9 protein-coding genes and 1 pseudogene are annotated in these 11,397 nt (G+C 70.9%); 6 read left to right on the plus strand and 4 right to left on the minus strand.

The genetic code is table 11. From position 1 onward, the window contains the following. Positions 1-14: 14 nt before the first annotated feature. Positions 15-1,244, plus strand: a complete 1,230-nt coding sequence (gene ilvA, locus OG507_RS25635; RefSeq protein ID WP_327369518.1) for a threonine ammonia-lyase — start codon at positions 15-17, stop codon at positions 1,242-1,244. 92 nt (positions 1,245-1,336) lie between these two features. Here the strand turns inward: ilvA and greA are convergent, their stop codons facing one another. Both greA and OG507_RS25645 read right to left on the minus strand, forming a co-directional pair. Beyond that, on the minus strand, positions 1,337-1,834 hold the full coding sequence (gene greA, locus OG507_RS25640; RefSeq protein WP_327369519.1) for a transcription elongation factor GreA: 498 nt from the start codon (positions 1,832-1,834) through the stop codon (positions 1,337-1,339). Positions 1,835-2,017: 183 nt separating this feature from the next. Then, on the minus strand, positions 2,018-2,434 hold the full coding sequence (locus OG507_RS25645; RefSeq protein WP_327369520.1) for a DUF4307 domain-containing protein: 417 nt from the start codon (positions 2,432-2,434) through the stop codon (positions 2,018-2,020). 151 nt (positions 2,435-2,585) lie between these two features. On the opposite strand from OG507_RS25645, the gene mca reads away from it, so the two are divergent. Next, a complete protein-coding gene (mca, locus tag OG507_RS25650) occupies positions 2,586-3,467 on the plus strand; it encodes a mycothiol conjugate amidase Mca (protein ID WP_327369521.1) in 882 nt (293 codons plus the stop codon). A gap of 1 nt (position 3,468) precedes the next feature. Then, positions 3,469-3,714 (plus strand): hypothetical protein, encoded by a 246-nt coding sequence (locus tag OG507_RS25655; RefSeq protein ID WP_327369522.1) that lies wholly within the window; start codon positions 3,469-3,471, stop codon positions 3,712-3,714. Between the two features lie 125 nt (positions 3,715-3,839). On the opposite strand, the gene OG507_RS25660 is transcribed toward OG507_RS25655, so the two are convergent. Continuing rightward, positions 3,840-7,097, minus strand: a complete 3,258-nt coding sequence (locus tag OG507_RS25660) for a tetratricopeptide repeat protein (RefSeq protein ID WP_327369523.1) — start codon at positions 7,095-7,097, stop codon at positions 3,840-3,842. Positions 7,098-7,222: 125 nt separating this feature from the next. Here OG507_RS25660 and OG507_RS25665 point away from each other — a divergent pair. Beyond that, positions 7,223-7,387 (plus strand): annotated as a pseudogene (locus tag OG507_RS25665) (DUF255 domain-containing protein); the annotation flags it as partial. A 123-nt stretch (positions 7,388-7,510) separates the two neighbouring features. Here the strand turns inward: OG507_RS25665 and OG507_RS25670 are convergent. Beyond that, on the minus strand, positions 7,511-7,996 hold the full coding sequence (locus tag OG507_RS25670; RefSeq protein ID WP_327369524.1) for a MarR family winged helix-turn-helix transcriptional regulator: 486 nt from the start codon (positions 7,994-7,996) through the stop codon (positions 7,511-7,513). A 53-nt stretch (positions 7,997-8,049) separates the two neighbouring features. Between OG507_RS25670 and OG507_RS25675 the strand changes: the two genes are divergently transcribed. Further along, entirely contained in the window at positions 8,050-8,922 is an 873-nt protein-coding gene (locus OG507_RS25675) for an SDR family NAD(P)-dependent oxidoreductase (RefSeq protein WP_327369525.1), read from the plus strand. A 221-nt stretch (positions 8,923-9,143) separates the two neighbouring features. Then, positions 9,144-11,372 (plus strand): MMPL family transporter, encoded by a 2,229-nt coding sequence (locus tag OG507_RS25680; protein WP_327369526.1) that lies wholly within the window; start codon positions 9,144-9,146, stop codon positions 11,370-11,372. The last annotated feature ends 25 nt before the right edge of the window (positions 11,373-11,397 follow it).

An 11,397-nucleotide genomic window follows, 5' to 3' on the forward strand; every position in this document is an offset into this window, starting at 1 on the left:
GCAAGACTTGCGGTATGAACTTCCGTGCGCCCGGCCATTTTCCCCCAGTGATCCTCGACGACATCCGCGGGGCGCAGAAGATGCTCTCCGGCGTGGCCAGGGTGACCGCCATGGAGGGCAGCCGCCATCTGACCGAGCTGGTGGGCGCACCGGTCCACTTCAAGTGCGAGAACCTGCAGCGGACCGGTTCGTTCAAGCTGCGCGGCGCCTACGTACGGATCGCCGGGCTGTCCCCGGTGGAGCGGGCCGCCGGGGTCGTGGCCGCGAGCGCCGGGAACCATGCGCAGGGTGTCGCACTCGCCTCTGCGCTGCTCGGCGTACGGTCGACGGTCTTCATGCCGGTCGGGGCGCCGCTGCCGAAGGTCGCCGCCACCCGCCAGTACGGGGCGCAGGTGCGGCTGCACGGCCATGTCGTCGACGAGACGCTGGCCGCCGCCCAGGAGTACGCGGAAGAGACCGGTGCGGTCTTCATCCACCCCTTCGACCACCCGGACATCATCGCCGGACAGGGCACGGTGGGCCTGGAGATCCTCGAACAGTGCCCCGAGGTGCGCACCATCGTCGTCGGGATCGGCGGCGGCGGTCTCGCGGCGGGCATCGCGGTGGCGGTCAAGGCGGTCCGGCCCGACGTGCGGATCGTCGGTGTGCAGGCGGCGGGCGCGGCCTGCTATCCGCCGTCGCTGACCGCGGGCCACCCGGTGTCGATCGGCTCGCTGAACACGATGGCGGACGGCATCAAGGTTGGGCGCCCCGGCGATGTGCCGTTCGAGCTGGTCAAGGAGCTGGTCGACGAGGTCCGTACGGTCTCCGAGGACGAGCTGTCCAGCGCGCTGCTGCTCTGCCTGGAGCGGGCGAAGCTGGTGGTGGAGCCGGCCGGTGCGAGCCCCGTCGCGGCCCTGCTGAGCGACCCGGAGTCGTTCCGCGGGCCGGTGGTCGCGCTGCTGTCGGGCGGCAATGTGGACCCGCTGCTGATGCAGCGCATCCTGACCCACGGCATGGTGGCGGCCGGGCGCTATCTGAGCCTGCGGCTGCGGCTGACCGACCGCCCCGGCGCGCTGGCCACGCTGCTCGCCGTGCTCTCGGCGGTCGATGCCAACGTCCTCGACATCGGCCATGTGCGGACCGATCCCCGGCTCGGGCTCACCGAGGTCGAGGTGGAGCTGCAGCTGGAGACGAAGGGCCCGGACCACTGCGAGGAGGTCTCGGCGGCGCTGCGCGACGCGGGCTATCTGGTGATGAGCTGAGTCCGGCGCCTCGCGGCAGGCCGTGATGCGCCGCACACGCGGGGAGCCTCCGGCCCGTCGGACCGGAGGCTCCCCGCGTCAGTGCTGCGGGATCAGCCCGTGTAGGGCTTCGCCGCGAGGATCTTCACGGTGGCCGTCCTGCCGTTCGGCAGTTCGTACTGGGCGTCGTCGCCCATGCGCTTGCCGTTCACGCCGGAGCCGAGCGGCGACTGCGGGGAGTACGTCTCGATCTCCGAGCTCGCGTACTCGCGCGAGGCGAGCAGGAAGGTCATCGTGTCGTCCGGGTCGCCGTCGAAGGCGATCGTCACCATCATGCCGGGCTCGACCACGCCGTCGTCGGCAGGCGCCTCGCCGACCTTCGCGTGCTCCAGGAGCTGGGTGAGCTGGCGCACCCGCAACTCCATCTTGCCCTGCTCCTCCTTGGCCGCGTGGTAGCCGCCATTTTCGCGGAGGTCACCTTCCTCACGGGCCGCCGCGATCTTTACGGAGATTTCCGTGCGCGCGGGACCAGACAGGTACTCCAGCTCGGCCTTGAGCTGGTTGTACGCCTCCTGCGTGAGCCAGGTGACGTTTTCGCTGGTCTGGGTCACAGGGTGCTCCTCGTCGGTACTGGGAATACAAAGCATCGCCCTACCCGTAAGCATGTGCCTTCACGGGTGGGCGAAACCACGAGCCTAACAATTCACCGGGAAAAGGGGGAGAAGGTAAACCGTCAGGACCACGTATGTGCAGGTCAGCGACTGCAACACCGGTTCACCGTCGGCGTGCGGCGATCAGCGCGCCGCGCCGCCGTCGTCGGTGCAGCCCAGCAGCTCGACGTTGGTGGCCCTCGATGTCGTACGCAGCGACAGCACGCGGTCGATGCGGTCCGTGCGCTCGTCGAAGCGGAAGTCCTTGCGGGCGACGTCGCTGCCGTCCTCGTGCTGCGAGCGGAGCGTGCAGTAGCCCTTGGTGCCGGTGCCCTTGCGCACCTCCAGGTGCACATCGACCCGCTCGTCCGAGACGACCTTGAACTTGATCACCTCGGCGCTGATGCCCTGGCCGGCGACATAGCCGTAACCGATCCAGCCGACCACGCCGATGAGGACCGCGCCCAGCACCGCGCCGACGATCTTGAGCTTGCGGTCCGCGCGCTGGTCGGCGGAGCGGCCGTAGCGGTTCTCCTGAAGCGCTTCGCGCACCGCGGTCATGATCGTTCCTCCCGTACCGGGGTCGGCGGAATTTTCCACCCCCCGGTTCGGTCACTATAGAAGCCCCCGCCCGCCGCCCGACCGCCACCCCACACCGACGTCCCTCCGGGACGACACCCATCGATGGCGTTCAATCACTGAGGATCGAGCTTTGACTGAGCAGCTGCGACTGATGGCCGTTCACGCCCACCCCGACGACGAGTCGAGCAAGGGCGCGGCCACCATGGCCAAGTATGTGTCCGAGGGGGTGGACGTGCTGGTCGTGACCTGCACCGGAGGCGAGCGCGGCTCCATCCTCAACCCGAAGCTCCAGGGCGATGCGTACATCGAGGAGAACATCCACGAGGTGCGCAGGAAGGAGATGGACGAGGCCCGGGAGATCCTGGGCGTCGGGCAGGAGTGGCTCGGCTTCGTCGACTCCGGCCTGCCCGAGGGCGACCCGCTTCCTCCGCTGCCCGAGGGCTGCTTCGCGCTGGAGGACGAGGAGAAGGCCGCGGGGCGTCTCGTCCGCAGCATCCGCGCGTTCCGGCCGCAGGTCGTCACGACGTACGACGAGAACGGCGGGTACCCGCACCCCGACCACATCATGACCCACAAGATCTCGATGATCGCCTTCGACGGCGCGGCGGACACCGAGACGTTCCCCGAGTCGGAGTTCGGCCCGGCCTGGCAGCCGCAGAAGCTGTACTACAACCAGGGCTTCAACCGGCCGCGCACGGTCGCGCTGCACGAGGCGCTGCTGGCCCGCGGCCTGGAGTCCCCGTACGGCGAGTGGCTTGAGCGCTGGAAGGAGTTCGAGCGCGTCGAGCGCACGCTGACCACGTATGTTCCGTGCGCGGACTTCTTCGAGATCCGCGACAAGGCGCTGATCGCGCATGCGACGCAGATCGACCCCGACGGCGGCTGGTTCCGCGTTCCGATGGACATCCAGAAGGAGGTCTGGCCGACCGAGGAGTACGAGCTGGCGAAGTCTCTCGTCGATACCTCCCTCCCCGAGAGCGACCTCTTCGCGGGCATCCGCGACAATGCCTGATATGTACGCGACCCAGGCACTGACCCATCTCGTCCCTCTCGCCAAGGAGGTCGACGACAACAAGGTGACCCCCGGCGTTCTCGGCTTCATCGTCTTCGCGGCGCTCGCCGCGGGCGTGTGGCTGCTCATGAAGTCCATGAACCGTCACATGGGCAAGGTCGACTTCGAGGAGGCCCCGGACCCGGCTGCGGCGCCGGGTGACGGCGCCCCCGCGGGGGCGGGGGCGGGGTCCGCGAGGCGGAAGTAGGCGCGGGGCGGTACGAGGCAGCCGGTGGCTGCCACGTCCGCCACGCGTTGACCTGGCGTGTTGTGGCCGGCTGAGGTCAGCGATGGCCTCGATCGCCGGACGGGCCGGTCATGAACCGGTGGCCGTCAGCCGATCCGTACGCCCATGACCTCCCTTGCGTGGCGTGTGGGGGTCATGCCCAGGCGCCATGCCTGCCAGCCGTCCTCCAGGTCCACACCGCGGTTCAGCACCACGGTGTACGCCTCCGCGCAGTCCTCCAGCTTGCCGTCGCGCGTCGGGTGGGCGGCCCGGAGCAGGTCGGCCAGTTCCTGCTGGGCCACCGCCGTGCCCACCTCGCTGCCGCCCGGCGACGCGTACGGCAGCAGCGTGCAGCGCAGGAAACGGGCCCAGTCCGCGCCCCGTGTGTCGCCGTAGGAGTCGAACAGCTCCGCCGCCTCGCCGCACAGCTCCAGCGCCTGCGGTGCGCGGTTGTTGCCCGCGTCGATCAGGGCCAGCTCCAGGCACGTCCACGCCTCGCCGTGGGCCACGCCGATGCGCCGGAAGTCGGCCCGGGCATCGGCCAGCAGCTGGCGGGCGAAGCCGGAGTTGCGGAGGTTCCCGGTCTGCGCGGCCCGCTGGTCGCGGGTGACCCGGCCCGAGTGGTGCCGGGCGCACGCCAGCCCGTACGTGTCCCGCATCCGGGAGAACATCGTGCGGGCCCGCTCCAGCTGCCGCACCGCCCCGTCGGTGTCGCCGTTCTCCTCCAGGGCCTGGCCCAGGTAGTACAGCGTCCACGCCTCGCCGCGCGCGTCCTCGTTGTCGCGGTGGCGGGCCAGGGCGTCGTTCAGCTGCCCGACCGCGGGGGCCGGGTCGCCGTCCAGCAGCCGGGCGCGGGCCAACTGGGTCAGCGCCCACGCCTCGCCGCGCTCGTCGCGCGTACGGCCGTACAGGTCCAGGGCCGTACGCAGCGCGTCCTCGGCCCGCTCCACATCGCCCGTCCGCAGCAGGGTCTGGCCCAGCTGGAACTGCGTCCACGCCTCGCCGTGCAGCGACTCGCCCTCCCGGTGCAGGGCCAGCGCGGTGTCCAGGAGCGCCAGGGCCCGGGCCGGATGCGCCAGGTCGCGCTCCACGGCGGCCAGGGCGTGCAGCGACCAGGCGCGGTCCTCGGCCTGCTCGTCGGAGGACTGCAGCTCGATCGCCTCGCGCAGCCGTGCCCCCGCCTCGGTCAGATTGCCCTGGTGGTGCAGGGTGATGCCGAGCGAGCAGAGCGCCAGCGCCGTGCCCGCCTCGTTCTGTGCCTCGCGGTAGAGCCCGACGACCGACGACAGCGTGGTGCGGGCCTTGTCCAGCTCGCCGAGCTGACGGGCCGCGATGCCGGTGCGCCACTGCACGGACCGCTCCAGCAGTCCCTTGTCCACGGCCTGCGTCAACTCGCTGATCTCGCCCAGCCGGTAGAGGTCGCCGCGCAGCAGGCAGTAGTCGCACAGCGCGCCCAGCAGATCCAGTACGGCGCCCTGGTCGACGCCCTCCGCGTGCCGCAGCGCCGACGTGATGAAGCTCGACTCCTCGTCCAGCCAGCGCAGCGCCGCGTCCAGCGAACCGAAGCCGTGCGAGCCGAACTGCCCGGCCCGGGTGGACATCTTGCCGTCCACCATGCGGATCACGGCACCGGCGAGATCCGCGTAGTTCCGGATCAGCCGCTCCTGGGCCGCGGTACGGTCGGCCGCCTCCTCCTCGTCCCGCAGCCGGGCCAGGGCGAAGCCCCGTACGAGATCGTGCAGCCGGTAGCGCGAGCCCCGCACATGGTCCAGGAGCCCCGCCCCGGCCAGGGCCTTCAGCAGCCGCTCGGCCTCCTGCTCGTCGGCCGAGAGCAGCGCGGCGGCCGCCGCGGCGCCCAGGCTGGCCCGCCCGGCGAGCGCGAGCCGGCGCAGCAGCCGCCGCGCCTGTTCGGACTGGTCGGTGTAGCGCAGCCACAGCGCCCGTTCGACCGGTGCGACCGGCCCGTACGCGGCGAGACCGGCGGCGAGCGTGTCCCGGGTGCGCGAGCCGAGCGAGGAGCCCGCTATGCGCAGCGCCAGCGGCAGCCCGCCGCACAGCTCGGTGACGGTGTCCGTCGACCGGGAGTCGTACGGACCCTCCTCCTGTGCCTCGGCCGCCTCGCGCAGCAGCTCCTCCGCGCCCGCCGCGTCCAGCGCGCCGACCGGCAGCTGATGGACCCGGGCCGGGATGTCGGCGGGCAGTTCCAGGGGCTCACGGGCGGTGACGAGGACGAGGCTGTCGGAACGCTCGGGGACCAGCGTGCGGACCTGGGCCGCGTCGCCCGCGTCGTCGAGGACGATCGTCACCGGGGTGCCGGTCAGATGCCGGTGGTACAGCTCGCTCAGCCGCCGCACCTGCTGCTCGGCGGAGTCCCTTCCCCGGGGGCCCGGTCCCCCTCGGCCGGGGGAGCCGCCGTCGCGGAACAGCAGCTGCTCGCGGGGTGCGCCGAGCCGGTTCAGCAGATGCAGCAGCGCGTCCCGCGTCGGCAGCGGGGCCTCCCCGGCCACATTGCCGCGCAGGTCCACCACGCAGGCGCCCCGGAACTGGTCCTTCAGGCTGTGCGCCGCCCGTACCGCGAGCGTGGTGCGCCCGGAGCCGGGCGTGCCGTGCAGGACGACGACGGTCGGCCTGGTCTCCGTCGACGCGCGGCCCTCGCGCACCCACCGCGCGATCTGCGCCAGCTCGGCCCGCCGCCCGGCGAACGGCGCGTCGGCGGCGGGCAGATGGCCGAAGGACTGGTCGAGCACGGCGCGCATCCGGGCCGCCGCGCTGCGGTCCCCTCCGCGCAGCTGCGGGGAGGTCCGCGACTGCGCGGGGATCTTCTTCGCCGCGGTGCGCGACGAGGGGCTGAGCATCCGCTGCTGGTCGAGGAACGGGCGTATGCCCCGTACCTCCAGCGCCGCCAGCCACTGCAGCCGCAGCTGTTCGGCGCCGCCGGGCTGTCCGAGCGCGGCCGCCCGCCGGTGGGCTGCGGGCCAGTGCGATGCGGTGACCTTGGCGACGGTCGTCGTGGCCCCCGCGAGGGCCACGACGGCGCCCGCGCCGAGGGCCGGCCCCGTCGCCGTACCGAACGCGACATCCGCGCCGAAGGCGGCGACCGCGGCAACTCCGGTGACCAGCAGGGGAGTTCCCAGGGCCGTGCGGCTGAACCGCCGCGACAGCGGCTGCCGTCCGGCCTCCGCCGCGTCCAGCGCCTGGAGATACGCGGCGTACTCGTCGGCCGCGCCCGCCGCGAGGGAATCGAGTGCGGCCCGCCCGCGCGCCGTCAGCGCACCGGCGTCGGCCCGCCCGCCCGAGCGCCGTACCTCTTCCTCGACGGCGCGTACCAACAGCCGTTCGGCTTCCGCCCGATGGCTGTCCCGCATGTGCGTCCCCCTCCGGATACGACATCTGCAACTGCCCCTGCTGTCATCGCCGCCCAGTCTCCTGCGTACGGCGCGTCAGCGCGAGAGAGCGATGCGATCAACCGGGCCCGGGAGAGGACGTGGGTATGCCGAATCGCCTGGACCGTGAGACTTCCCCGTACCTCCTCCGGCATGCCGACGATCCCGTCGACCGCCGGCCCCGGCCGCCCGAGGCCTTCGAGGAGGCGTGGAGGCACAACGTGCCGGTGCTGCTCGGCGTCGGGTACGCGGGCCGCCACTGGCACCGAGTAGATGAAGGCAACCAGGTGGCACAGACCACCGAAGGTGATCACTGTGGCGGCCCTGCCATGCTGTTTGGCCGGGTTCCGGTGGGAGCCGGTGCGGCCGGCGGGGCAGTGGACCCGGAGGGCCGATCACGGGCTGTCGAGTGCGGGCGGCCGGGGCGTGACCGAGTCGTCGAGGGATACCCGCGTGCGGGCGAGCAGTGTCTCCAAGTCGGTCAGCTGGCCGGCGTCGAGGGCTCCGAAGACGTGCCGCAGAGCCTGTCGGCCGGTCTGCTCGCCGGCCGCGAGAGCTGACCGTCCCTTGTCCGTCAGGTCGACGGTCTTGCGGCGTCGGTCGGTGGGATCGGTGGCGCGGGTGATCAGGCGGAGGCGTTCGAGAGCCTCGACGGTCTGGGTCACCGAGCGCGGTGCCCGGCCGAGTGCCTCGGCGAGTTCCGACTGGTGCATGGCGCCGTGCCGGGCGAGCAGCTGGAGCAGCTTGGTTCGGGACAGCGACAGTCCTGCGGTGGCCATGTGCTGGTCGACCGCACTCCTGGCCTGATGGGCGACGGTCAGGAAGCGCAGGCCCACGTCGGCAGGGTCGGGGCTGTTCAGCGGTGTTTCGCGCTCACTCATGGTGTCGAGTATCGTCGCACAAAGAATTGATGAGGTACCTCATGAATGGACTGATGGTGAACCGACCCCTCGCTGTGATCACCGGTGCTACGTCCGGACTGGGCCGGATCACGGCTCTGGAAATGGCACGCCGCGGCTACCGGCTGGGCATCGTGGCGCGCTCCGAGACGAAGTCGCAAGCACTGTTGGACGAACTGAAGAACGTGGCCGACGACGTTCGGGCCGACGTCTTCTTCGCCAACCTCTCCCTGGTCGGCGAGGCCCGTCGGGTGGGACGGGAGATCGCCTCGCGGTACGGTCGGCTGGACGTACTGGTCAACAACGCGGGTCTGCACGCCTTCCATCAGCGCGTCACAGCCGAGGGCCTGGCGGAAATGACTGCGGTGAACTATCTCGCCCCGTTCGCGCTCACCCTGCAGCTGACCAGCACGCTTCTGGCATCCGCCCCGGCGCGGATCGTGAACGTCGCCTCGGAGGCCGCCCGGCAGGCCGGCAGCATCACTCCCGCTACGGACCTGCGGAACACCGCACCGTACACGCGGCGCGAGTCGATGGCGCTGTACGGCCGCACGAAGTTGATGACGATCATGTGGACCCAGGAGCTGGCTCGGCGTCTTGACGCCACGAAGGTCACCGTGAACTGCTGCGACCCCGGCTTCAACGCCACCGGTCTGGGACGGGACCTGCCCGGCTCCGCCGTGCTGCAGCGCGTGCTGAACACACTCCGGGTGGGAGATCCGCGCCGGGGCGCCGGGATCATTGTGCGCCTCGTGACCGACCCGGCGTTCGCACAGACCAGTGGGGGTTATCTCTCCGTGCGCGACGCCGAGCCGCTGCAGTGCCCTGAGCCCGGACGTGGCGAGCAGGTGCAGCGACGACTGTGGTCGGAGACGGTGTCCTTGCTCGACGGCCTGGGCGCTGCGTAGCACTGCCCACGACAGGTCCGCGGGCGCGCGGCCCTGTCCCCCTTCGGCGACGGGCGGATCCGGTACCGCCGTACCGAATCACCGGTACTGCGGTACCGCCCGGTGCCGGCATTGCGTCCGGTGGTAGCTGCCGACGGCTTTCCCCGTTCTCTACGTTGAGGCTCCGGGCTCGCATCGGCCCGTGACCGAACGTCTTCTTCTCCTCATGGGAGTACCTTTTCGTGGCCACCTTCCTCTACCGGCTGGGCCGGACGGCTTTCCGGCGGCGCCGGCTCGTGCTGCTGATATGGATCGCCGTGCTTGTTGCCGCCGTGGCCGGTGCCGGCAGCGTCTCCGGCAGTACGACCGACAACTTCACTCTGCCCGGGACACAGTCCCAGCAGGCTCTGGACCTGCTGGAGAAGGAGTTCCCGCAAGCGTCCGCCTCCGGTGCCACCGCCCGTGTCGTCTTCGAGAGCACAGACGGGAACAAGCTCGCCTCAGCCGCTCACAAGGCCGGCGTCGAAGCCGTGGTGGCCGATCTGAAGAAGGCGCCGCAGGTGGCGGCGGTGATCGATCCCTTCACCGGCGGAATGGTCAGCACATCAGGCACCATTGCTTACGCCCAGGTCACCTACGCCGTGCCGTCGGCCGACATCACCGCGGGTGCCTCCGACACCCTGAAGGAGATTGCGCGGCGGGGCGAGCAGGCCGGGCTGACGGTGAGCCTGGGCGGCAACGCGGCCCAGGACGACGGCGAGAGTCGGGCCACGGAGTTGATCGGCCTGGTGGTTGCGGCCCTGGCACTGGTGATCACATTCGGCTCGATGATCGCGGCCGGTCTGCCGCTGCTGACCGCCATCGCCGGTGTCGGTGTCGCGCTCTGCGCGATCACCATCGCGTCCTCCGTCACCGATATGGCCTCCAACGCCTCCACGCTGGCGCTGATGCTGGGGCTGGCGGTCGCCATCGACTACGCCCTGTTCATCGTCTCCCGTTACCGCAGCGAACTGCGGGAGGGGCATCAGCCGGAGGAGGCCGTGGGGCGGGCGCTGGGCACGGCGGGCTCGGCGGTGGTCTTCGCCGGGCTCACAGTGATCATCGCGCTGGCGGGACTGAGCGTCATCGGTATCCAGATGCTCACCACTATGGGCCTGGCCGCCGCCTTCGCGATCGCCATCGCGGTCCTGATCGCGCTCACTCTGCTGCCGGCCACGCTGGGTTTCACCGGGTCACGGGTGGCCCACGGGCGCCTCACCTCGCGTCGTGTGCGCCGGGCCGAGCGCGGCCAGGCCGACACGATGGGTGTGCGCTGGGGGCGGTTCGTCACCCGTCATCCGTGGCAGATGCTTCTGGCCTCCGTGATCGGCCTGGGGGTCCTGGCCATCCCGGCGGCGTCGTTGCGGCTGACACTGCCCGACGACAGCATGGCCGCCCCGGACAGCACCCAGCGCGTCGCCTACGACACCCTCAGCAACGGCTTCGGGCCCGGCTTCAGCGGCCCCCTCATCGTGGTGGTGGACGCCCGCGCGAGCCACGATCCCCAGGCCGCGGCCGAGAACACCACGGGCCTGCTGGACAGGCTGGACGATATCGCCATCGTGCGTCCGGCCGTCTTCAACAAGGCCGGCGACGTCGCTCTGGTCACCGCCGTCCCGGAAAGCGCACCCACCAGCCAGGCCACCGTCGACCTCGTCGCCCACATCCGCGAACGCAGCGCCGAACTGGAAAAGGACAGCGGCGCACAGCTGATGGTCACCGGAACCACCGCCGTCAACATCGACGTCTCCGACAAGCTCGGCGACGCCATGGTCCCCTACCTGGCGATCGTCGTCGGACTGGCACTCATCCTGCTCATGCTGGTCTTCCGCTCGATCTTGGTGCCGCTCAAGGCCGCCCTCGGCTTCCTGCTCAGCGTGGTCGCCACCCTCGGGGTCCTGGTGGCGGTGTTCCAGTGGGGATGGCTGAAGGATCTCTTCGGCATCGACCAGACCGCGCCCATCGTCAGCCTGCTGCCGATCCTGCTGATCGGCGTGGTCTTCGGCCTCGCCATGGATTACGAGGTGTTCCTCGTCTCCCGCATGCGCGAGGAGTACGTCCACGGCGCCACCCCCACCGAGGCGATCACCGCGGGCTTCCGTCATGGGGCGCGCGTGGTCACCGCAGCGGCGATCGTCATGATCTCCGTCTTCGCCGGGTTCCTCCTCGACGACGTCGCCCTGGTCAAGTCGATCGGCATGGGCCTGGCCACTGCGGTCCTGTTCGACGCCTTCGTCGTACGGATGACGATCGTCCCGGCCGTGATGACCCTGCTCGGGCACCGCGCCTGGAGCCTGCCGAAGTGGCTCGACCGGGTCCTGCCCAACGTCGACGTCGAAGGCGAGAAGCTGCGTCACGCTCTGGCTACCGGCGACCACGCCACCGGCCCGGCAGCCGGCGATCCCGAGCCAGTGGCCTCCGCACGCCGGTAGAGCCGACCCCGGCCCGCTGTCGGCG

The sequence above is a fragment of the Streptomyces sp. NBC_01217 genome, from assembly GCF_035994185.1.
Taxonomy (GTDB): domain Bacteria; phylum Actinomycetota; class Actinomycetes; order Streptomycetales; family Streptomycetaceae; genus Streptomyces.

Excerpts from the sequence above, each read along its gene's own strand:
- ilvA (WP_327369518.1), top strand. The coding sequence starts at position 15 with ATGAACTTCCGTGCGCCCGGCCATTTTCCCCCAGTGATCCTCGACGAC.
- OG507_RS25645 (WP_327369520.1), bottom strand. The coding sequence starts at position 2,434 with ATGACCGCGGTGCGCGAAGCGCTTCAGGAGAACCGCTACGGCCGCTCC.
- OG507_RS25655 (WP_327369522.1), top strand. The coding sequence starts at position 3,469 with ATGTACGCGACCCAGGCACTGACCCATCTCGTCCCTCTCGCCAAGGAG.
- OG507_RS25660 (WP_327369523.1), bottom strand. The coding sequence starts at position 7,097 with ATGCGGGACAGCCATCGGGCGGAAGCCGAACGGCTGTTGGTACGCGCC.
- OG507_RS25670 (WP_327369524.1), bottom strand. The coding sequence starts at position 7,996 with ATGAGTGAGCGCGAAACACCGCTGAACAGCCCCGACCCTGCCGACGTG.
- OG507_RS25675 (WP_327369525.1), top strand. The coding sequence starts at position 8,050 with ATGGTGAACCGACCCCTCGCTGTGATCACCGGTGCTACGTCCGGACTG.